The organism is Gordonia jinhuaensis (assembly GCF_014639795.1).
Taxonomy (GTDB): domain Bacteria; phylum Actinomycetota; class Actinomycetes; order Mycobacteriales; family Mycobacteriaceae; genus Gordonia_B; species Gordonia_B jinhuaensis.
Genome location: NZ_BMGC01000009.1, coordinates 1 through 21,804, shown reverse-complemented (window position 1 = coordinate 21,804; position 21,804 = coordinate 1). Strand labels below are relative to the sequence as shown.

Annotated in this window: 19 protein-coding genes; 14 read left to right on the top strand and 5 right to left on the bottom strand. The window is 65.1% G+C overall.

Translation table 11 applies throughout. The features are described from left to right. Positions 1–32 precede the first annotated feature (32 nt). Together IEW22_RS08315 and IEW22_RS08310 are read right to left on the bottom strand one after the other, a co-directional pair. A complete protein-coding gene (locus IEW22_RS08315) occupies positions 33–1,817 on the bottom strand; it encodes an MFS transporter (RefSeq protein WP_229742325.1) in 1,785 nt (594 codons plus the stop codon). 303 nt (positions 1,818–2,120) lie between these two features. Then, the gene (locus IEW22_RS08310; RefSeq protein ID WP_229742308.1) at positions 2,121–2,618 is read right to left on the bottom strand and encodes a MarR family winged helix-turn-helix transcriptional regulator; all 498 of its coding nucleotides are present in this window, start codon (positions 2,616–2,618) and stop codon (positions 2,121–2,123) included. 366 nt (positions 2,619–2,984) lie between these two features. Between IEW22_RS08310 and IEW22_RS08305 the strand changes: the two genes are divergently transcribed. The 3 genes from IEW22_RS08305 to IEW22_RS08295 are packed head-to-tail and all read left to right on the top strand — an operon-like array spanning position 2,985 to position 5,552. Beyond that, positions 2,985–4,109 carry an XdhC family protein gene (locus IEW22_RS08305; protein ID WP_188586247.1) on the top strand — a complete coding sequence of 375 codons (1,125 nt, stop codon included), beginning with the start codon at positions 2,985–2,987 and terminating at the stop codon, positions 4,107–4,109. Positions 4,110–4,118: 9 nt separating this feature from the next. Continuing rightward, positions 4,119–5,009, top strand: coding sequence for an exodeoxyribonuclease III (locus IEW22_RS08300; protein ID WP_188586150.1), 891 nt, complete (start codon positions 4,119–4,121; stop codon positions 5,007–5,009). A 3-nt stretch (positions 5,010–5,012) separates the two neighbouring features. Then, positions 5,013–5,552, top strand: a complete 540-nt coding sequence (locus tag IEW22_RS08295; RefSeq protein ID WP_188586149.1) for a DUF1697 domain-containing protein — start codon at positions 5,013–5,015, stop codon at positions 5,550–5,552. Between the two features lie 28 nt (positions 5,553–5,580). Here IEW22_RS08295 and IEW22_RS08290 read toward each other — a convergent pair whose 3' ends face one another. Beyond that, positions 5,581–7,191, bottom strand: a complete 1,611-nt coding sequence (locus IEW22_RS08290; protein ID WP_373284156.1) for a purine-cytosine permease family protein — start codon at positions 7,189–7,191, stop codon at positions 5,581–5,583. Between the two features lie 250 nt (positions 7,192–7,441). Further along, complete coding sequence (locus IEW22_RS08285) at positions 7,442–8,197, bottom strand: enoyl-CoA hydratase (protein WP_188586148.1); 756 nt, start codon at positions 8,195–8,197, stop codon at positions 7,442–7,444. Positions 8,198–8,260: 63 nt separating this feature from the next. On the opposite strand from IEW22_RS08285, the gene IEW22_RS08280 reads away from it, so the two are divergent. After that, entirely contained in the window at positions 8,261–9,574 is a 1,314-nt protein-coding gene (locus tag IEW22_RS08280; protein ID WP_188586147.1) for an NAD(P)-binding domain-containing protein, read from the top strand. A gap of 113 nt (positions 9,575–9,687) precedes the next feature. On the opposite strand, the gene IEW22_RS08275 is transcribed toward IEW22_RS08280, so the two are convergent. Beyond that, positions 9,688–10,116, bottom strand: coding sequence for a (4Fe-4S)-binding protein (locus IEW22_RS08275; RefSeq protein ID WP_188586146.1), 429 nt, complete (start codon positions 10,114–10,116; stop codon positions 9,688–9,690). A gap of 939 nt (positions 10,117–11,055) precedes the next feature. Between IEW22_RS08275 and IEW22_RS08270 the strand changes: the two genes are divergently transcribed. From IEW22_RS08270 to add, 10 genes are all read left to right on the top strand, one after another. Next, positions 11,056–12,753, top strand: a complete 1,698-nt coding sequence (locus tag IEW22_RS08270; protein WP_229742306.1) for an ABC transporter ATP-binding protein — start codon at positions 11,056–11,058, stop codon at positions 12,751–12,753. 259 nt (positions 12,754–13,012) lie between these two features. Then, complete coding sequence (locus tag IEW22_RS08265; protein WP_188586145.1) at positions 13,013–13,291, top strand: helix-turn-helix transcriptional regulator; 279 nt, start codon at positions 13,013–13,015, stop codon at positions 13,289–13,291. After that, positions 13,288–13,920, top strand: coding sequence for a hypothetical protein (locus IEW22_RS08260; protein WP_188586144.1), 633 nt, complete (start codon positions 13,288–13,290; stop codon positions 13,918–13,920). Before IEW22_RS08265 ends, IEW22_RS08260 begins: the two co-directional genes overlap by 4 nt. Continuing rightward, entirely contained in the window at positions 13,898–14,878 is a 981-nt protein-coding gene (locus IEW22_RS08255; protein ID WP_188586143.1) for an ABC transporter ATP-binding protein, read from the top strand. The genes IEW22_RS08260 and IEW22_RS08255 overlap by 23 nt, the downstream gene beginning before the upstream one ends. After that, a complete protein-coding gene (locus IEW22_RS08250) occupies positions 14,875–16,086 on the top strand; it encodes an ABC transporter permease (RefSeq protein WP_188586142.1) in 1,212 nt (403 codons plus the stop codon). The genes IEW22_RS08255 and IEW22_RS08250 overlap by 4 nt, the downstream gene beginning before the upstream one ends. Before the next feature lie 57 nt (positions 16,087–16,143). Then, positions 16,144–16,947 (top strand): ESX secretion-associated protein EspG, encoded by an 804-nt coding sequence (locus tag IEW22_RS08245; protein WP_188586141.1) that lies wholly within the window; start codon positions 16,144–16,146, stop codon positions 16,945–16,947. 60 nt (positions 16,948–17,007) lie between these two features. Beyond that, positions 17,008–17,688: a DUF3558 family protein gene (locus IEW22_RS08240; RefSeq protein ID WP_188586140.1), complete on the top strand. Its 681-nt coding sequence runs from the start codon at positions 17,008–17,010 to the stop codon at positions 17,686–17,688. A 110-nt stretch (positions 17,689–17,798) separates the two neighbouring features. After that, the gene (locus tag IEW22_RS08235) at positions 17,799–18,479 is read left to right on the top strand and encodes a DUF3558 family protein (RefSeq protein ID WP_229742324.1); all 681 of its coding nucleotides are present in this window, start codon (positions 17,799–17,801) and stop codon (positions 18,477–18,479) included. 245 nt (positions 18,480–18,724) lie between these two features. Continuing rightward, positions 18,725–20,218 (top strand): hypothetical protein, encoded by a 1,494-nt coding sequence (locus IEW22_RS08230; RefSeq protein WP_188586138.1) that lies wholly within the window; start codon positions 18,725–18,727, stop codon positions 20,216–20,218. 232 nt (positions 20,219–20,450) lie between these two features. After that, entirely contained in the window at positions 20,451–21,566 is a 1,116-nt protein-coding gene (gene add, locus IEW22_RS08225; RefSeq protein ID WP_188586137.1) for an adenosine deaminase, read from the top strand. Positions 21,567–21,804 lie beyond the last annotated feature (238 nt).

Here is a 21,804-nt window from a genome sequence, read left to right as displayed (position 1 = left end):
CGACGCTAGCCCTGTCGGCCCTGTCGGCCCGGTCAGCCCTGTCGGTTCGTCGACGCCTTCTGCTCGGCGTCGTCGCGCACGAGGTCGTCGAGTTCGGCGGCAGCGTCATCGGTCCGGGCGGGCTCCTCGTCGACCAGCGGCGAGGGCACGCCGACGGCGTCGCCGGCGACCGCGTCGAGTTCGGCGCCGACGGTCTCACCCGATCCTGACGCGACCTCGGTAGCACCCTTCTTCTTGCCGGTGAACAGCGAGGCGATGGCACCGAGGATGCAGCAGATCATCGCGAAGGTGAACGCCGCGGCCAGTCCGTCGGAGAACGGATCGGAGATCAGGTGCGGGAAGAAGTCCAGACCCGTCAGATGGTCGTAGGCCTGCTGCGACACACCCTGCGGGTGCCCGCCGAGCAGTTCCTTGATCGGGTTGTAGCCCAGGAACGCCGCGAACAGGATGCCGACGGTCGGCAGATTCGCCAACTCGCTGGACTGCTGGGACGACAAGCCGTTCTGGGTGAGTCCGCTGTACATCGCATCAGGCAGATGCGTGCTCAGTCCGGCGATCATCAGCGAGAAGAACAAGCCGATCGACAGCACCATCGCGGCGTTCTGGAAGGTGGTCATCATGCCCGCGCCGGATCCACGCGAGTTGATCGGCAGGCTGTTCATCACGTCGGCGCGGTTCGGCGAGGCGAACAGACCCATCGAGATGCCGTTGACCAGCAGGATGACCGCGAACACCCAGTAGTTGAAGTCGACCGGGATGGCGATGAGCGCACCGAAGGTGACCGCGGTGAGCGCGAGTCCGATGGTGGTGAACCACTTGCTGCCGATCTTGTCCGACAGCGCACCCGAGATCGGCGCCGAGATGAGGAATCCGATCGTCATCGGGACCATATAGATGCCCGCCCACAGCGGCGTGCGCGAGTAGTCGTAGCCGTGCTGCGGGAGCCAGATGCCCTGCAGCCAGATGATGAGGATGAACTGCAGGCCACCGCGACCGATGGAGGCCATCAGGTTGGCGATGTTGCCGAAGGTGAACGACCGGTTGCGGAACAGCGACAGCTCGAACAGCGGTGTCTCCACACGCATCTCGATGACCACGAAGATCGCCAGCACCACGAGTCCACCGATGAGGGCGGCGAGCACCCACGGGTTGGTCCAGCCCATATTCGACGAGCCGTAGGGCTGGATGCCGTAGGTGATGGCCACCAGGATCGCGACCAGACCGATCGCGAAGGTGATGTTGCCCCACCAGTCCATCTTGGCGTGCTTGCGCACACCGGTGTCGCGCAGTTTGAGGTAGGCCCAGATCGTGCCGATCACGCCGAAGGGCACCGAGACCAGGAAGATGTAGTGCCACTGGATCGGAGCGAGGATGCCACCCACCAGCAGGCCGAGGAACGAGCCGGCGATCGCCGCGACACCGTTGATACCCATGGCCAGGCCGCGCTGGTTCGGCGGGAAAGCGTCGGTGAGGATCGCCGACGAGTTGGCCATCAGGAAAGCGCCGCCGATGCCCTGGATGACGCGCCAGAAGATCAGCCAGATGGCTGCCTCACTGCCGTCGAACCAGGTGATCGCCAGGAAGATCGACGAGATCGTGAAGACCGCGAAGCCCATGTTGTACATCCGGGCACGGCCGAACATGTCGCCGAGACGTCCGAAACTCACCACCAGGACGGCGGTGACCACGAGGAAGCCCATCATCATCCACAACAGATAGCTGGTGTTGTCGGCCTCGAGCGGGTTGAGGTTGATCCCCTTGAAGATGTCGGGGAGTGCGATCAGCACGATCGAGCTGTTGATCGTGGCGATCAGCATGCCCAGAGTGGTGTTCGACAGCGCGATCCACTTGTAGTTGGGGCCGAGTTCCTGCTCGGCCGACGGGCGGGAGAATCGGCCACGCCGAGAGCCGCGCGTCGGTGACTCCTGCGTCGACGACACCGGGGATGTCGCTTGCGCCATGCGTCTACTTCTTTCTGCACAGGTGACAACACCAATGGTGACAGGTGTGTCGGGGCATCGTTGCTGTTTCTCGCCCCAGCGCCGGCACTCGATGCCGGTGGGTCGGGAACGTCCGGGTCACAACGGTCGGGATCGATCCGCGACCGCGTGGGGAAAATGTCAGGCCGACACCGTTGTCAGAGCCTTGGCCAGATGATCGAGACACCGCATCGTCGCGGCACGCTCATCCGGGTCGAGTTCGTCGAGCGCCGAATTGATCAGCTGGGCACGCCGGGAGGTGGTCCCGGTGATGAGTTCGACGGCCTCGGGGGTCGCCTCCAGCAGGCAGGCGCGTCCGTCGTCGGGATCGGGAGAACGACTGACGTAGTTCTGCTTCTCCAGACTCGCCACGATCCGCGACATCGTCGGGATCGCCACGATCTCGCGTTCGGCGAGATCCGACAGACGCATGGGCTTGTTCTGCACCAGCGTCCACAACGCCGAGGTCGCCCCCGACGCCAGCGACCCCTGCAGGCCCACGGACCGCAACGTCCGCATGATCCGCATCAGATCGTGGAAAACCTGCACGGCATCGGTGGGAACCGGCGTCTGCGATGCCTCATCCGCGGGTGCGGTGGGCTTCGCCGGCATCTCGTCGACGTGTTGGTGCACGATCATCCTGTCGCTTGCATATGACTTGTCCTGCGTATGACTTGCCTGATCGACCTCGACAGTGAGGTCCTCGCCCGGCCACGGCCCTGATGCGGACCCTGTTCCGGCGACGGTGACCGCCGGCCTTACCTGTTCGGACGGCACGACGGGACGGAGCAACGACTGCGTTGTCGTGAACTCCACCGACGATAATAGTTGATTGTGTCAAGTAAATGAATTCGACCCCTCCGTGCACCCGGCCGGGATCGGTTCCACAATGGTGGCGTGCACGAACCGGGTCAGTCACCGCAACCTGAACAGGGCGAGTTGAGTCAGGGCAAGCCGGGTCAGGGCGAGCCGGGTCAGGCGCAGCGATCCGACCCGGCCGCAGACCTGCTCGACGCCGTGGTCACCGAAGCCGCGCGCGGACCGGTCGCACTGGCCCGTGTGGTCACCACTTCCGGGTCGAGTCCCCGGGCAGCGGGTGCGGCCATGCTCGTCACCGCTGACGGACGGGTGTTCGGCTCACTGTCGGGCGGTTGCGTGGAGTCCGCGGTCGTCGAGGCCGCGCGGACCGTGCTCGACAACGGCACCGCGAGTACGGAGTACTTCGCCGACACCGGCGACGACCTGTTCGCCATCGGACTGACATGTGGCGGCGAGATCGAGGTGTTCATCGAGTCGATCGGCCCCGACGACGTCGCACTGTTCGCCGAGTTGCGCGCGCTGCGTGCCGCCGACATCGGGGTGGCGCTGGCCACCACCATGACGAGCCGGCCGCATCGCCGGCTGTTCACCCGCGACGACGCCACCCGGTGGCTGTCGCTGGATCGGGACGTTCAGGCGTTGCTCTCCTCGGGTGTGACGGGGGTCGTCGGGGCCGACGACTGTGAACCCGATGCACTCGGTGCCGGTGGCCCGGGCTCGCGCCCACGCACTTTCGTTCAGTCGTTCACCTCGGCGCCGCGCATGATCCTCGCCGGCGCCAACGACTTCGTCCGCGCACTCGCCCAGATGGGTACCGCCGTCGGCTACCGGGTGACGGTGGTCGACGCACGCGAGGTGTTCGCGACGGCCACGCGGTTCCCCGGCGTGCAGGTGGTGGTCGACTGGCCGCACCGCTATCTCCAGGCCCAGCAGGAGGCCGGCCGGCTCGACGAGCGCACCGTGGTGGTGGTGATGACTCACGATGCCAAGTTCGACGTCCCGATGATCGCCGCGGCGCTGGCCGTGGACGAGCTGGCATTCGTCGGCGCGATGGGATCGCGACGTACGCAAGCAGATCGACGGGCCCGACTTGTCGACCACGGCGTCGATCCGGCCGCACTCGGGCGGCTGCATGCGCCGGTGGGACTGGACCTGCAGGCCCACTCCCCCGCCGAGACCGCCGTGTCGATCCTCGCAGAGATCATCGCCACCGTGCGCGGCGGCAGCACCGCTGCACTCGGTGAACTCACCGGGCCGTTGCACACCGGCCTGGGGCCACGCAACGTTCTGGGGCCGCGCACCGAGCAGTAGCGTTGAGCCATGCGCATTGCCACCTGGAATGTGAACTCGGCCAAGCAGCGTGTCGAACGGATCCTGCCGTGGCTCGACGAGCGCGCACCCGATGTGGTGTGCCTGCAGGAGACCAAACTCTCCGACGCAGCCTTTGACGAGATCTTCGCCGCCGAACTGCACTCGCGCGATTACGAATACGCGCATGTGGGCCAGGGCCAGTGGAACGGTGTCGCACTGCTGTCACGCGTCGGTCTGCACGACGTGACCTCCGGCATCCCCGATGCACCGGGTTTTCCCGACATCGAGGCCCGTGCGGTGGCAGCCACCTGCAACGGGATTCGCGTGCACTCGCTGTATGTGCCCAACGGTCGTGAACCCGACTCCGACCACTACCGCTACAAGCTGGCGTGGCTGGCCGCGCTGCGCGATCAGGTGGCACAGGAGGGGCTCGACGTCGCGGTGTGCGGCGACATGAACATCGCCCCCACCGATGACGATGTGTTCGACCCGAACGCATTTGCCGGGCACACCCACGTCACCGCGCCCGAACGCGGGGCGCTGCGCGAACTCACCGACCTCGGGCTGCGCGATGTGGTGCGCGACCGCTGGCCCGACGATCAGGTGTACTCCTACTGGGACTACCGGGCGGGGATGTTCCACAAGAACCTCGGCATGCGCATCGATCTCATCTTGCTGGGCGACACGGTGGCCGACCGCGTCGCGGCGGCCTGGGTCGATCGCAAGGCGCGCAAGGGCACCCGACCCAGCGACCATGCCCCGGTGATCGTCGACCTCGACACCGCACCCGACGGCAACGTGGGCCCGATGGTGCCCCCGCCCTCGAATCCCTCACGCGGCGGCAAGGTGCGACTGCCCCAGGCTGACGCGGCACAGGCCACGAATCCGAAGGGTTCCTGAAACGTGTCGCGGCGCATCGTGCTCATCCGCGCCGTGAACGTGGGCGGCGCGACACTCCCGATGGCGCGGCTCCGTTCGATCGCCAGTCACCTCGGTGCCACCGAGGTGACCACCTACATCGCCTCAGGCAATCTGATCTGCACGCCGCCGGGCGCCCCCGCCGATTTCGATCGCGCACTCGAGAGCGCCATCACCGACGAGTTCGGCTATGAACGCGAAGTGATCAGCAGGTCGGTCGCCCAGGTGCGCGCCGCATTCGACGCGTACCCGTTCGAGGTGATCGAACCGAAGTTCTCCTACATCCACTTCCTGTGCGCCACACCGGATGCCGAGAAGGTTGCCGCCTTCTGTAGCGATCTGACCGACGCCCATCAGGCCGGCGGCGACCTGGTGCGGGTGATCGGTGACGAGGTGCACATCCGCTACGCCGACGGTATCGCGAACAGCACGCTCACCACCGCCGCCCTTCAACGCGGCCTTGGAGTGGCGGGCACCGCACGCAACCTCACGACGGTCGCGACGTTGATCGAGCTGGCCTCCTGAGGCCCGCTCGATCAACCCACCAACCCGGCTACTTCTGTTCGGGCAGAACGTGTTCGCCGGACTTGTCGCAAGACAGCGCAAGTGAGGAGATGTACTGCTTCTCACCGTTGGGTCCCGGGACGTTGGAGGCGAGCATGTCGGGACGTTCGAACTCGACGCCCGACACCACACACATCAACTTCTCGTCGGACGGGTTGCCGTACTCGTCGTACATCGGCAGATCGATGCCGTCGTCGGTGCGGCGCAGATAGTACTTGCCCTTGGTGGCGATGGCGATGATCGGCGGCAGCACGAAGGCCAGCACCAGCGCCACGATCGGCGAATACGGTTGGATGGCATCGCCGAAGACGTGGAAGAACACCAGGATCGACGCGCCGGCGGCCACGATCACCGAGATGACACCCACCGGGTTGAAGCTGTAGAGCATGCCACGCCGGAATTCGGCCTGCCTTGGCGAGATACCGAGGACGTACTTGTTGATCACGATGTCAGAGGCCACCGCGACGATCCAGGCGATACCGCAGTTGGCGTAGAAGTTCAGCAGGTTGTTGAGGAAGCTGAACATGTCGGCCTCCATCAGCACGATGGCGATGGCGACGTTGAAGATCAGGAACACGATGCGACCGGGGTAGGTCTTGGTGAGCCGGGTGAACGAGTTGGTCCACGCCAACGACCCCGAGTAGGCGTTGGTCACGTTGATCTTGATCTGGCTGATCACCACCAGGATCACCGCGAGGGTCAGCGCCAGCCAGTGCGGCAGGAAGTCCTGGTAGATCTCGAGGAACTGATGGACCGGCTGGTTGGCGATGCCCACGTTGTCGGCGGACACGCCGATCAGATAGACCGCGAGGAACAGGCCGATGATCTGTTTGATCGCGCCGAAGACGACCCATCCCGGCCCGGCCATGATCGTCGCCGCCCACCACTTGCGTGAGTTCTCCGGCGTTTTCGGCGGCATGAACCGCAGATAGTCGATCTGCTCGGCGATCTGGGCGATGAGTGACAGACAGACGCCGGCGGCGAGCATCGTGCCGGCGAAGCTCACGCCCTTGTGCAGGGGTTGCCCGTTGGAATCCGCACCGCTGAAGGCGAAGAAGTGACTGATGGCATCCGGGTGGCGGAACAGCAGGTAGAGGAACGGCAACACCATCATGATCAGCCACAGCGGGGTGGTCCACACCTGCAGCTTGGCAAGAGTGTTCATGCCGTAGATCACCAGCGGGATGACCAGCACCGAGGAGAGCAGATAGCCGATCCACAGCGGGATGTGCAGGCCGAGTTTGAGACCCTGCGCCATGATCGAGCCCTCGAGCGCGAAGAAGATGAAGGTGAAGCTGGCGAAGATGACGTTGGTGATGACCGAGCCGTAGTAACCGAAGCCGCTGCCGCGCGTGATCAGGTCCAGGTCGATGTTGTAGCGAGCGCCGTAGTACGCGAGCGGAAAGCCGGTCAGTGCGATGACGACGGCGAAGAAGCCGATGCCCCACAACGCGTTTCCGGTGCCGTTGGCGATACCGATGTTGGCGCCGATGGCGAAGTCGGCGAGGTAGGCGATACCGCCCAGTGCCGAGATCGCGACGACCCCGGGCCCCCATTTGCGGTAGCTGCGTGGCGCGAACCGCAGGGTGTAGTCCTCCATCGACTCACGCGTGACCGCGGCAGCGGGGCCGGTGATCGAGGTGTCCTCCGGATCGGCGGTCACCACCTCCGGCTCATGCAGATGAGGGTGGTGGTGGTCCGGATGCGACGATTCAGTCTCATTCGACATGCATCGGGACGCTATGGACACCATGTATCGTCTGAACTATCAACGTGTTTCACGCACGTTAACATGACGTCGGTCACTCTGCCGGACAGACGCCCGACTATACCGCGGACCTCCTGTGCTGTCAGACCCCTTTGAAGACGGGAGTCCGCTTCTCGGCTCGCGCCGTCCTGGCTTCCTGAAGATCCTGACTCCTCCAGGCGGCGTACATCGCGTCGAGGTGCGCCTGCGGCGCCGGAGATTGCGCCCCATCGTCTTTGAGCACCAGCTTGTCGTGGGCGAGCGTCAGCGGCGCGAAGGTGGCGATCTGCTCGGCCCACGCCTGCGCCTCGGCGAGATCGCCGATCCGGTTGGCGAAGCCGTGGCGCAGGGCGGTGTCGGCGTCCAGCGGTTGCGCACCGATCAGCACCCCGGCAGCAACACCTGAATTGGTGAGTGACACCAATCTCTTGATGGTCCAGTCATCGACTGCGACACCGATTTTCGCGGCCGGAACGCCGCACAGGGCGTCGGGTGCGAGGACCCTCAGGTCCGCGGCCATCGCCAGCTGCAATCCGGCACCGAGCGCAAAGCCGTTGACCGCAGCGATGATCGGGATGGGTGCTGACTCGATCTGGCGTATCAGGTCGCGGAGCTTGTCGAGGAAGGACTGGTCGTAGGTGGCGCCCGAGAGATCCGCACCCGCCGAGAACGCCGCGCCCTCGCCGGTGATCACCACGACACGCGCGCCGCCGTCGACCGCGCCCGTCATTGCGCCCGACAATGCATCGACGACATCGTGGTTGAGTGCGTTGCGTTTGGCCGCACGCCGGATCACCAGTGTGGTCACCTGTGTCGGTGAACTCGTCGCCGTGACCAGCCCTGCACCATCGGAGTTCATCTGAGCACCGTATCGCAGACGTTAGGCTGCGATACGGGCCGGACACGCACTCCGAGTCTGCGGATGCCGGTCGGTCTGCTCCGTCCGCATCCGCATCGCCGCCCGACGGAAGGACCCTTCATCATCGAGCGCACCGACATCCTCGTGATCGGCGCCGGACAAGCCGGTCTGTCCGCGGCGTACTTCTTGAGCCGGTTCGGGTTCCACGACCGGTTCGTGATCGTCGACCACTATCCCGGCCCCGGCGGGGCCTGGCAGTTCCGGTGGCCCACCCTGACGCTGGCGACCACCAATCACGTCCACGACCTCCCCGGCTACGGGCTCGCGGAGTCTCTGGCCGCGGCCGATATCGGACAGACCGCAGGAATCGAGCAGGGCGCCAGTATCGAGCAGGGCGCCAGGGGCGGGCACGAGCTCACGGGCCAGCAGAGCGTCAGCGGCGATCAGGGCATGGTGCCCGCCGCGACGGCCGTACCCCTGTACTACGCCGATTTCGAGCAGCGGTTCGATCTGCAGGTGCGACGTCCAGTGGATGTGCGTCGGGTGGTCCGCGGGCCCTACCCCGATGCCGGCGGTGACATCGCTTGGGCCGGTGATCGTGGCGATCAGGGTGCTGGGGACGACCTTGTGGACGATCGGTATCTGGTGGCCGAGACCGCCGACGGCTCGGTGATCGCCGCTCGCGCACTCATCAACGCGACCGGTACCTGGGATCAGCCCTTCATCCCGTACGTCGAGGGGATCGGCACATTCGGTGGCACGCAGCTGCACACTCACGACTACCGCGGTCCCCGCGATTTCGACGGCAAACGTGTTCTCGTGATCGGTGCCGGGATCTCGGCCGTCCAACTGCTCATCGAGATCTCCCGGCAGGCCCACGGCGTCACTGTGTTCTGGACCAGTCGCCGCAAACCACATTTCACCGACAACGATTTCACCGCCGAGTACGGGCGAGCAGCGGTGGCGAAGGTGGACGAACGCGTCCGCGCTGGACTCCCGCCGGCCTCGGTCGTCTCTGTGACCGGCCTGGCCCGCACTCCGACCATCGCGGCCGCGCAGGCAGACGGGCTCTTCCACTGGCATCCGATGTTCCACGAGATCACACCGACCGGGGTGCGATGGGATGACGGTGACACGCTCGACGTCGATGTCTTGTTCTGGTGCACGGGTTTTCGTGCCTCACTGGATCATCTGGCACCGCTGCACCTGCGCGAACCCGGTGGTGGGATCGTGATGACCGGACAGTTGGCCACCACCGTGGCCAAGGACCCTCGTGTGCAACTGGTCGGCTACGGACCGTCGGCATCGACCATCGGCGCCAATCGGGCCGGGCGCGCCGCGGCGCGGGCAGCGATCCAGACCGTCGAAGCGACCTGACACCTATCCGACGCTCGGGTGATTCGAGACGTTCGCGTGATTCAGCATTTCCGGGCGACTCGGGGATCTCGGGTGACTCGGAATTTCGGGCGACCGGGGGTATTACATCCCACTCAGGTCTCGAGAAGTCCTGGGACCCTGGTGAAATCGCACGTCCCGTCGCAGTAGGGCGCGTTCCCGGTCTTCGTGCATGCGCACAGGCTGGCCCGCCGCTCGTCGACATCACCTGCGGGGGTGTGGATCCGAAGATCGCCGTCGAGGACGAGCGGCCCATCGGCGAGTGGAATCACGTCGGTCGGGACATGCGGCTGCTCCTCGGCCTCGGGTCCGTCGACATGGCGGTGATACCGCAGCGCTCCCGACGGACAACGTCTGATCACCTCGGCGACATCGTCGGGTGCGGCGTTGGCCGGCTGGATCCACGGCCGCTTGCCGGTGTCGAACACCGATCCCAGACCCCGGATGCACTCGGCGAAATGCAGACACCGGGACCCGTCGAACGAGACATCAATACCCTCGGAGGTGTAGTTCTTTCGCGTCATGACTCAGCCCTTCGTTCTATGACTCGCTGCTCTCGCCCCCGCTGACCATTGTGGTCCCTCTCGCGTAATCCCGGAGGCCGCTCGGTGGCTGTAAGCATCCGAAGCCGCCGCCGAGCCGATCGGCACCCGGCTGACAGAGCGCGTCCAGATTCGCCTCATACCTTCGCTGTTGTCGGCGAGAACGCCGAAGCTGCATCGAGGCAGCACAGATCGAAAGGACACAGTCATGAATCACTCCTCCCCCGCCCAGCGCCCCACCTCGCACGCGGCCGGACCCGTCGCTCGTCGCCGCGTGCGGGTGTGGGATCGCCGTACCCGCCAGTGGATCTGGAAGTGGCAGTACTGAGCACGACGGTGGATCGGACGCGATCTCGCCTGATCTGACCACGACACCTCCTGCGCCGGGACCGAGGACGGTCCCGGCGCCGACGTGCGTGCGACTGGTCGGCGATGCCAGTCGACACGCCGGCCCACAGCACTCTCCCAGGTTGACAGCTCGGTGACAGCATCCCCCCAGCGCGCACACATCCACACGACAGCTCCCGACCAGATTCACCACCTACCTTACGAAAGCCGGTGAAGGACACCGGCTTTCCAACGAAGGGAACTCACCATGAACCACACTCCGAACACTCCTGCCCGCCCCACCGGCCAGCCGCAGCGTGCGCCCTTCCGCCCTCGCCGCCGCGTGCGCATCTGGGACCGTCGCCTGCATCGCTGGGTGTGGGTTTGGCAGTGAGCATTCCCGGCTTGCGCCGATGACAACTGATCTCGCCTGGGTGTCGGGGCCCGGCGAGATCCTTGTTCTCACATCCTCGGCTGACGGTGCCTCCACATCGGCAGCCTTCTGACAAGCCCACGCCCGCAACGTCTTGGTGCCGAACCACGAACCACGAACCACGAACCACGAACCACGAACCACGAAGGGAAGCGTCCGCGATGTACGACTCCACCGTCGACACCCCACCGATGAGTGCCGTGGCGGCGTTTCGCCGCTTCGTGGTCCTACTCAAGGGTGAGGGCGGGCGCTTCGCGGCTGCCGGAACACTGCTGGTCGGGGCGGCCGTCACCGAGATCATTGCCGTCTTCGTACTGTCCGACGTGATCGATTCCGCGTTGTCGGGTGGCTCCTCGGCGCTCCTGCGTTCGGCGGCCATCTGGATGGCGCTCACACTCGCCGGCGCGATCGCAGACTATTGGGGACAGATCCTGTCGATCGGAATGTCCGAGCGCGTGGTGCTGCGTCTGCGATCCCAACTCTTCGCGCATGTGCAAAAGCTCAGCCCGCGAACACACCGCACATTCGGTCTGGGTGATCTCGTCGCCCGACACACCAGCGATCTCGAGGCCGTCGAGCACCTCACCGGTTCAGGCCTCATGCAGCTCGTGGTGTCGGGACTCTCCGCGATCGGGCTGGCGGTCGCCGCATTCGTGATGAGCTGGCAGGTCGCGTTGACCGCGGTGGTCGCCGTTCCACTGATGTGGGGAATCTCCGCGCTGTTCGGCCGCGCCCAGACGCGCGCCACCCGCGACGAACGCGGCGCCAACGGCGATATCTCGGTGGCCGTGACCCAGGCACTGGCAGGCCACGAGACCACGGTTGCCTACAACCAGCAGCACCGCGAGGCTCAGGCACTGGCCGACCACGGCCGATCCTGGATGTCCGCACGCATCGCGCAGACCAAGGTCGAGGCCGGATTCGGCGCGGTGATGGCGGTGGTCCAGGTGATCCTCACGCTGGCGATGGCCGTCGTCGGCGTCTGGCAGGTCCGCAACGGATCGTTGTCGGTGGGGCAACTGCTCGCACTCACGGGCTATCTCGGCTATCTCTACCCGCGCATCCAGAACCTCGCCGACCTCGTCCTCGACGTGAGCGCGGCGGTGGTCAGCGCCGATCGTGTCGCAACACTGCTCGATCTGCCGGCCGCCGACGTCGACGAGGCCGGCGCACAGGACTTCTCGTCGTCGAGCCGGTCGGTGTCGGTGCACGTCCGAGGTGTCACCTTCGGTTACGACGACCATCCGGTCCTGCGCGACCTCGACCTCGACATCGAGGCAGGGGCGATCACCGCACTCGTCGGCCCCAGCGGCACCGGCAAGAGCACCCTCGCCGGACTGATCACACGATTCGAAACCCCACAACGTGGCAGTATCCTTCTCGGCGACACAGACATTCGCACTCTGACCGCCTCGTCGGTGCGCGATCACGTGACTCTGCTGCCCCAGCACACGGTGATCAAGGCGGCTTCGATCGCCGACAACATCGCCTACGGGACCCACACCTCTACGCGCGCCGAGATCGTGGCCGCCGCCATCGCCGCCGATGCCCACTCGTTCATCACAGAACTCCCCGACGGCTACGACACCCGCCTCGACGAGGAGGGGTTGACACTCTCCGGTGGCCAGCGCCAGCGCATCGCCATCGCGCGTGCCATGTTGCGCGATACCGAGGTGTTGATCCTCGACGAACCGACCACCGGACTCGACGACGCCACCGTCGACCGGATCGCCGAACCCTTGCGCCGCCTGGCAACTGGTCGCGCGACACTGCTGATCACCCACGACACCCGTCTGGCCGCCATGGCAGATCGCGTGGTGGAGTTGCGCCCCGGAACGCGCGAGACCGCCACCGTCTGAGCGCCTCGTCCGGCACTCGCGTAGCCACAGTTGCTGCTGTGCCTACCAGATGCTGCCGTGCCTACCAGTTGCGGTTGTGCCTACGAGATGCTGTTGTGCCTACCAGAAGCACCGGTGCCTACGCATTCGGTAGGCACCGGTGCTTCTCGTAGGCACCCGCAACGTGATCGGCGCAGCAACCTGCCACCCCGCAGGCATCCCGTCCGCTATACGTTGCCTGCACTTGACAACTTGTTGTGTTTTCCCAACACTAGGGTTCATGAGTCCGGTGCGGCGGGGCGAGAAGCTCCCCATCTTCAACCGCATCGCCGTGCTCAGGGCCGAGCACCACATGTCGCGAGCACAACTCGCGCAGCTCGTCGGCATCAACGTCCAGTCGGTGGGCGCCCTCGAGCGCGGGGACAACTACCCCAGCCTCGATCTCGCATTCCGCATCTGCGACGTCTTCGGACTCCCCGTGGAGGCAGTGTTCAGTCGCCACGAATTCGACTCCATGTCGCGACAGTTGTATTCCCGACAGGACGGGGCCACGCAATGACCTTCGACCCCTACGACCCACTCAGTACCCGCGGCCCGGAAGTTTGGGCCCGCTACGATAACTGGCGCGCACGGCGCCACGAGAAGATCATGGCGCGCAACGCCCATCGCTTCACCGGCCTGCGCAACCACCGCGGCATCCGTCTCGTGTTGACCATCCAGTGGGGCGTTCTCGCGCTCCTGCTCGCCGCCTCGGTCACCGCCTTCTTCACTCCGCTGTTCTGGATCGCCTACGCACCACTACTGGTGATCACCATCGCGCTAATGCTGCTAGTCCGCGCCATCACCGGTTCGGTAGGTGATGCGCCGGTCTCGGCTCTGGACGAATTACAGTTGGCACAACGTAATTCAGCACGCAGCATCGGCTACATCAGCGTGTTCTCACTGATGTTCATCCCCTACTTCGTTCTCATCGCGCTGACATTTCGACACTCCGTTCCGTCGCAATGGGTCTACGGCGTGGCGATCCTGCAGATCACCCTGCTCGCCATCGCCGGGTGTATCCCGAACACGCTGACCGCACTGTGGATGGGAGCCGCCGAACCACTCAACGAGACAGAAGGTCTCGGCGATACAGCAGAACTCGACCACACCAGCGAGGGTTTCCATGCCACCGACATCGAACGCTGACCGCACGTCGGCACGCCCCATTGCCACCGAACCCGGCCACACAGGTCTCGCCGACTCACCGCGAACCGCCGGGTCACTGACCGTGGAGCATCTGACCAAACGCTACGGCAGCCTCCTCGCACTCGACGACCTGACCTTCCACGTGGCACCCGGCGAACTCTTCGGATTCGTCGGTAGCAACGGGGCCGGAAAATCCACCACGATGCGGATAATTCTCGGCGTTCTCGCTGCCGACTCCGGACGTGTGCTCCTCGGCGACGAACCTCTCGACTTCTCGGCCCGTCGTCGGATCGGCTATATGCCCGAGGAACGCGGTCTCTACCCGAAGATGAAAGTCGGTGCGCAACTACAGTTTCTCGCAGCGCTGCACGGTATGACGCCGGCTGCAGCGAGAGCGTCGGCGCGTGCCTGGACCGAACGCCTCGGTATTGACGAGCGGTTCGACGACAACGTGGCAGATCTCAGCCTCGGCAATCAGCAGCGCGTGCAACTCGCCGCAGCACTGGTCCACGATCCCGCGGTGCTCGTCCTCGACGAACCATTCTCCGGACTCGACCCGGTTGCCGTCGATGTGATGAGCGACGTACTCACAGAGAAAGCGGCGCAGGGCGTTCCGACCATCTTCTCCAGCCATCAGCTCGACCTCGTCCAGCGGATCTGTCATCGGGTCGGCATCATCGCATCAGGGAGGATGCGCGCACTGGGGACCGTCGACGAATTGCGCTCGCGAAATGGCAGCACCCTCACGGTCCGCGGCGACCAATCGCCCGGTTGGGCGCAGGGTCTCCCCCATGTGAGCGAGACCTCCTATGAGCCCGGCTGCACCCGGCTGCGACTGGCTGATGGCGCCGACGACCAGTTGATCCTCACCACGGCACTGGCGCAGGGTGCGGTGCACGAATTCGCCCGGACCACACCCGATCTCACCGAACTCTTCCGCGAGGTGGTGTCCGCATGAGCACACGATCGAACAACCCGGTCCTGCTGATCGCCCGCCGCGAGATCAGCACCCGCGCACGCACCCGCTCATATCTGGTCACCACGGTGCTGCTGCTGGTGGTGATCGTGGTCGGCATCATCGTGTGGTCGGCGTTCGCGGGCGGCTCGGACAAACCCGCGACGATCGGAACGGTCAACGCATCAACAGGCCTGTCGGAGCAGATCACGCAGACCGCACAGGCCACCGGCACATCGGTCCGGCTACGAGCGGTCGACTCCGCCGACGCAGCACGCTCTGATGTGGCCGCCGGCAGACTCGACATCGCGTTGGTGTCGAGTACCGATAACGGGAAGCAGACCTACACCGCGATCAGCAAGTCCACTCCCGACGCGTCACTGGAAGGCGTTCTCCGTTCAGCTACAGCACAATACGGCCTGTCCACCGCACTCGCCGCCCGCGGTGTCGACCTCGACGAGGTCACCACCGCGTCGACGTTCACCACGGTGGCGACCACCCCCGACAGGCCCGACGAGGGGCAGCGGATCGCTATCGCACTGGTGGGCATGTCGTTGCTGATGTTCACCGTGCTCACCAGCGGGATGATGGTGGCCGGGGGCGTGGTCGAGGAGAAGACGTCGCGAGTCGTGGAGATCCTGCTGTCCACCACACGGCCGCTGCAACTGATGTGGGGCAAGATCCTGGGCATCGGCGCGATCGCCTTCGCCCAGGTGGTGGTGCTGGGTGCGGCGGCCCTCATCACCGCGACAGCCACCGGGCTCGTCTCCATCCCCACCACGGCGCTGTGGACATATCTGGCCACGCTGGCGTGGTTCATCCTCGGATTCGGTTTCTTCGCTTCGTTGTACGCAGCCACCGGCGCGATGGTGTCGCGGCAGGAGGACCTCGGTTCCACGGCGACACCGTTGACATTTCTCGTCATGGCGGTGATGTACGTCGGTTATTTCGGTGTCGCGTCGCTGGATTCGACCTTCATGAGGGTGATCAGCTGGATCCCACCGTTCTCCGCCTCGACCATGCCCATCCGGATCGCCACCGGACACACAACCGCAGTCCAGGTGATCGTGACCTTCGTGTCGATGGCGTTGCTGTGTGCGGTCGCGGTGTGGATCGCCGCACGCATCTATCAGCGGTCGATTCTACGAACCGGCTCGAAGGTGAAGTGGTCGGAGGCACTGGGAATGGTGCGCGCCGGTGCTGCGGACTGACCAGCGACGCCCGGTTACGATTCTCGGGCGCCAGAACAGGGAGAAAGCGGAGGGTTCATGTCAGCGTGGAGTCTGTCGACCATGCAGTTCCGCGTGCTGTGGCAGCACATGATGGGTGACGACCTTCCGCTGAACTTCACCTACGGAACCGGCGAGATCACAACGGTGGACCAGGCCGAGGGCATGGAGTTACGCGCCCGCGACGAACTGCTCGCCTCACTCAGCGCCGACCAGGAGGCGATGTTCGCGGCACTATTTCGGTCCACCTACACCATCGAAGTTCTGGGCTTCGATGTCCGAGATCTCGACGATCCGAGAGGCCGCATCCGCATCTTCTCCGGTGGGCATCCGGCGGGTTTCGCCACGATCGCCATTCAACGTCCGGGGCCCACCCCGGAGGTCGGCGGGCGCATTCAGATCGCGCAGGTTCCCTGGTCGCGGTGGACGACACAGATTGTCCGGATGCTTCCACCCTCGCCCGGGCCGGGCAGGTTGCCGGCGATCGAAGGACTGGACAACAACGGCGACGATCAGCATGCCGGTGCTGATCGTCCGACGTTTCTCGTCCACGAGATCCCGGACCCGGCACACGACGCCGCACGCTCGTTCTATCTCAGCCCGACTCGCCACACCACCGGCAGTATCGTCGTGCGCGCGGGGAGTCTTCGCGACGCGATTCCCGCCCAGGAGATCTCCCTCGAGTATCGCGATGAACCCGACGACGGCCGCTACGTATACACCCACTTCGGCAGAATGAGCGCCGAACCCGTTGGCCCCGAACAACTTGCGGCGCTGATCCTCCGGTGTCTGCGTACGGTCAAGCAACGTCGCGACGATCTGATGGAGGCTTACACGGCCTGAGGCGCCGACTGGGACTCCGTCGCCCTGTGTGCTCCGTAGGGCTCTGTAGGGTAAGCGCTCGTGGTGGGGGCGACGAAGTGGACATACATAGCAGCGAGCATCGTGACGGTTGCCTGCCTGTTCACCGGGTGTTCCAGCTCGTCTGGGGGCACCTCATCCCCCGCCTCGTCGACCACCGCAGCGGCGCAGGAACTGTCCGAGGACGACCCCAACAACATCACCTCCACCAAAGACATGTCGACGGTCACCGCCAGCGCACCCCCGCCAGGAAAAGGGTCGCCTTATGTGGACCGGATGATCAACATCTGTCCACGCATACCCGACAGCGCCGTCATTGCCGCGGGACTCGACCCCAGCCTTGGGAGCACTCCGGACAGTTCAAAGACCAAAGGATTGTTGAACGGCTGCACATTCAACGCGGCCGATCCAACCGGTAAGTACCCGTCAGCGTGGGCAGCATCCGCCGGCATCACTTCAGTAGCCATCGATCGACTCATCCACCAACCCGAAGCACGGATTCTGCAATCCAACGTTCCCATTGGTCCCCACACCGGCTACGTTTATCGACTAACGTCGCAGAATGAAAAGACCTGCACTGTCGCCTATGGGACATTCTTCGGCTCAGCAATGTTCGTAGGCACCGAAGCCGATTATCCGATCGACACGTGCGCCACTGCGATCAGGGTCGCCCGCGCTCTCCACCCATACATCCCCACGCGCCCCTCAGAGATGAGCGGCTGAACGGCACGATCGAAACAGAGCCCGTGAGGCGTTCCGACGCCGTGGTTGTCGTTCAGACGACTGAACCTCTGTGGCGATTCCCCGTGTGCTGTGTAGGGTGTCAGATCGTGATGGGGGCGAAGAAGTGGACATGGATCGCAGCGAGCATCGTGACTGTTGCCGGCCTGGTCACGGGGTGTTCCAGCACGTCGGGAGGCACCGCGATCTCCGCCTCGTCGACCACCGTAGGTGCGCAGGAACCTTCGGAGGACGACCCCAACAACACGACCTCCACCAAAGACATGTCGACGGTCACCGCCAGCCCTCCCGCGCCAGGCAAGACGTCGCCGTACCTGGACCGGATGATCAACATCTGCCCACGATTCCCCGACAGTGCCGTTAGCGCCGCCGGACTCGACCCCAGCCTCGGCCGCTTCCCTCTGGATGCACACACTTCGGAACTTTTGAACACCTGTTCATTCAACGCCGCAGACCCCACCGGCCAATACCCGTCCTCATGGTCGGCAACCGTCTCAATCACTTCGCAAAGCATCGATGAACTCATCCACCAACCCACTGCGCGGATCCTACAATCCAACATCCCGATCGGCCCTCAGACCGCCTATACTTTTCGAAGCGGCTTTGCGGACGAAACGTCATGCACCCTCGCCTACGGCACCTTCTTCGGTTCAGCCATGTACATCAGCAAACAAGCCGATTACCCCGTCGATACATGCGCCAAAGTCACCCAAGTCGCACGCGCGCTTTACCCGTACATCCCCACCCGACCGTCAGAGCTGAGCACCAAATGACCGACGGCACAACGTACTTCCAATCGCTTGCGAATGGCGCCGCCAACGGCGCCGTCACGTTTGACCCGGAGGCGGCCGCACGAGTCATCACGAGCTGCGGCCGCGCATATTTGGCTTTCGCTGGTTTAAACGAAGTATCGCTGGCGATCGAGGACGTCAAGGGATGCGGCACGTTCCCTTCCGGTAACGCGATGGCCACGAATCTCAGCGCCATGGGAAGGGCGTTTGTCCAGAACGTGAACGACATGCGAACTACGCTCAACGAAATCACCAACGCAGTACGAGCCGCAGGCAAGGCAACCCAGCAGACCGAACACGACAACGCCGTGAACCTCGATCATGTAAAGCCCACCGGTGGAGCGTATTCCACCGATCCTACCGTCTGTACTGCCCCGGACTTCAGCAAGAACGCCAAAGACTTCTCGGGTGGATTTCTGCCCACCACCGCGCATCCGGAATCGCCGTACAGCTACGGTCTCGCCGACATCAAGGCGCACAGTCTCGACATCAAGCCGGAGCTCCTCAGTGCAGTTGGCCGCGCTTGGTTCAAGCTGTCGGCGGGCTTGGCCCGCGTCTTCGAGCAACTCTCCCATGACATCTCCACAGACCTCGGTAACGACGGCAGCTGGAGTGGTGTCGCCGCCGACTCCATGCGCAGCGGCATCAGCCAGTACATCGCCTCGGGGACCGCGATGAGCACCGAAGCGAACCAAGCCGGCAATACTGTGATGCGTCTGTGCGAGCAACTGGGCACCTTCAAGGCCCGCGTTCCCAACGAGCCCACGATGGACTCACTGTCGCCGACGATGACCCTGCCTGCGCAACTCACCCGCTACACCCAGCAGCAGGCACGCCTCACGCAGATGGCGCGAGATGCCATGAGCGCGTTGTACGTTCCCGGTATCACCGATGCCGGCGGCGCGATGCCCAAGCCCACCGACCCCTACAATCCGGTGATCGCTCTGCCCACCCCGGCGAGCAGTTCTTCAGGCTCGGGAGGAGGGGTCGGAGGCTTCGCCTCGCTCAGCGGTGGTGGCGGTTCCGGTGGCGGCGGGTCTGCGGTGATGGCGTTGCGTGAGGACTCCCGCGCCAGCGCCGCAGCGAAGGCCGCCGCCGACGCCAACACTCTCGGTCCGTCGTCCACATCTCCCGGCATTCCCGAATCACCCTCTGGCGCAGCGTCATCCAACGGGCTGGCCGATGCCGTCGAAGGTGGGCCCGGATCCGGACTCACTCGGGGAGGCGTGGGTGGTGCCGACAGCAACACCGACCTCGCCCCGTCCGAACTGGCTGCCCTGCACGCCTCTCCGACTGCATCCGCGATGGGCGGTGGGACCGGCGGCGCGGCAGGCGCCGGCGGGAAACTCGGCTCACTGGGATCACTCGGCGGCGTGGCAGGCGCAGGTGGCGTGGGTGGCGGTGCCGGCGCACTCGGCGCGGCGAACGAGGCGAAACTCGCCCAACGCGCGGCCGCAGCGGAATCCTTGGCCGCGCGGGAGGCGGCCGCCGCGAGGGCATCGGCATCGGCGGGCTCCTCGGCGCAGTCAGGTGCACCCGTCGCATCGCGTGCGGCAGGCGCTGCCGGTGGCGGCGACAAGGACAAGGGACACAAGCCCTCCAAGCTGCTGCAATCGGTGAAGAACGGCGAGGAGATCCTGGGTGAGTCATCCGGGACGGCACCCGCAGTGATCGACGGCCCGCTCAACCTCAGCTATGACACCGACACACCACAGCGGTAATCGCTGACTGCCACTGGGCGGCAACCCACCGTACCGCCGTGTCACAACAACCGCTGTGGCTACGACATATCGCTGTGCCTACGTCATGTCGCCGTGCCTACGCCGTCGGTAGGCACGAGAGCATCTCGTAGGCACGATCGGGTCTGACCAACACACCTGATTCGCGCGCAGCCGACTGCACATCCGCCGCCACGCCGTGCCGACACCGCAATTCCCGTGTACCACTTGACCGATGAGTATCGAGTCTGCGGCACCTGCGATCACCCCCGAACTGGCCCGCGCCCTACCCAAGGCGGAGGTCCACCTGCACCTGGAAGGGTGCTTCGACCTCGCCGACCTCATGCTGTTGGCCCGCCGAAACGGTGCGACACTGCCCGGGCCGGCAGCCTCCCTGTTCGACCTGTCCACCCACACCGTCGAACTCGATCCGACCAGTGCCGCGGTGACCGGCATGGGGGTCGGGCGATTCCTCGCCTTCCTCGACTGGGAGGGATCACTGGTCGAGGACTACGAGACGCTGCGGACACTGGCCTACCGGGCCTGCGCGCGGGAGAGCGCATCAGGGGTGCGCTACGCCGACATCATCGTCAACCCCACCCACTGGTCGCCGTGGGGGCATCGACTGGAGGAGTTCCTGCGCGCGATCTGCGAGGGTTTCGACACCGCCGCCGGTGATGGTCTCTGTCAAGCGCAACTGTGCGTCTCGCTCCTGCGCCAACAGGACACCGACTCGGCGCTCGAGGTGGTGGACACGATGGTTCGCTCACGACTCCCCCGGGTCGTGGCACTGTCGGTCGACGGGGACGAGTCGCAGGCCGGTGACTCCAACTCCCGCCTCGCCCCTGCCTTCGACCGTGCACGCGCGGAGGGATTGCGCCGCACCGTCCACACCGGCGAGTCCAGCGGCCCCGACAGTGTCTGGGCTGCGATCGACCTGCTGCACGCCGATCGCATCGACCACGGGGTCCGCGCGATCGAGGATCCGCGTCTGGTCGACACGCTCGTGGCCCGCGGGATCGGTCTGGGGATCTGCCCGCGGTCCAACGTCGCCGGCACCCACCTGTACGGGAGCCTCGCCGAGCATCCGATCGACCGGCTCCGCCGCGCGGGGGTCACCGTGTCGATCAACACCGACGACCCTGGCCCGATGGGGGTGCGTATCGAGGACGAGTACGCCGACTGCGCGCAGACCTTCGGCTGGGACCTCGCGACGGTCGCCGAGGTGGCGACCGCTTCGGTGCGCGCGAGCTTCGCACCCGCCGACCTCGCCGCCGGCATCCTCGCCGACATCGCGACCTTCGCCGACGCGCTGGATCCTGACTCGCATCCGGTGTCCGCCCAGTACTGAACTGCACTGAATTTACTGGACTGACGTGCACGAATTGCTCGCACGCGGACCGACGGAGCCACCGAATACGGCCCATCGAAAACCGGTTTTCCACCGATATATTCTCCGACGTCCGTCACGTAACGGAACAGCCCTGAGAGCCGTCAACCCGTGCAAGCAACGTTGTCTCGTAGGAGGGCTTCGAACTTTTCGCGTGGGGTGTAGAAGCCGAGTGTCTGTCGGGGGCGTTCGTTGAGTT

Coding starts and splice junctions, on each gene's coding strand:
- IEW22_RS08315 (WP_229742325.1), bottom strand. CDS start 1,817: ATGCTGATCGCCACGATCAACAGCTCGATCGTGCTGATCGCACTCCCC.
- IEW22_RS08310 (WP_229742308.1), bottom strand. CDS start 2,618: ATGATCGTGCACCAACACGTCGACGAGATGCCGGCGAAGCCCACCGCA.
- IEW22_RS08300 (WP_188586150.1), top strand. CDS start 4,119: ATGCGCATTGCCACCTGGAATGTGAACTCGGCCAAGCAGCGTGTCGAA.
- IEW22_RS08290 (WP_373284156.1), bottom strand. CDS start 7,191: ATGGAGGACTACACCCTGCGGTTCGCGCCACGCAGCTACCGCAAATGG.
- IEW22_RS08285 (WP_188586148.1), bottom strand. CDS start 8,197: ATGAACTCCGATGGTGCAGGGCTGGTCACGGCGACGAGTTCACCGACA.
- IEW22_RS08280 (WP_188586147.1), top strand. CDS start 8,261: ATGCCGGTCGGTCTGCTCCGTCCGCATCCGCATCGCCGCCCGACGGAA.
- IEW22_RS08275 (WP_188586146.1), bottom strand. CDS start 10,116: ATGACGCGAAAGAACTACACCTCCGAGGGTATTGATGTCTCGTTCGAC.
- IEW22_RS08270 (WP_229742306.1), top strand. CDS start 11,056: ATGTACGACTCCACCGTCGACACCCCACCGATGAGTGCCGTGGCGGCG.
- IEW22_RS08265 (WP_188586145.1), top strand. CDS start 13,013: ATGAGTCCGGTGCGGCGGGGCGAGAAGCTCCCCATCTTCAACCGCATC.
- IEW22_RS08260 (WP_188586144.1), top strand. CDS start 13,288: ATGACCTTCGACCCCTACGACCCACTCAGTACCCGCGGCCCGGAAGTT.
- IEW22_RS08255 (WP_188586143.1), top strand. CDS start 13,898: ATGCCACCGACATCGAACGCTGACCGCACGTCGGCACGCCCCATTGCC.
- IEW22_RS08250 (WP_188586142.1), top strand. CDS start 14,875: ATGAGCACACGATCGAACAACCCGGTCCTGCTGATCGCCCGCCGCGAG.
- IEW22_RS08245 (WP_188586141.1), top strand. CDS start 16,144: ATGTCAGCGTGGAGTCTGTCGACCATGCAGTTCCGCGTGCTGTGGCAG.
- IEW22_RS08235 (WP_229742324.1), top strand. CDS start 17,799: ATGGGGGCGAAGAAGTGGACATGGATCGCAGCGAGCATCGTGACTGTT.
- IEW22_RS08230 (WP_188586138.1), top strand. CDS start 18,725: ATGCGAACTACGCTCAACGAAATCACCAACGCAGTACGAGCCGCAGGC.
- add (WP_188586137.1), top strand. CDS start 20,451: ATGAGTATCGAGTCTGCGGCACCTGCGATCACCCCCGAACTGGCCCGC.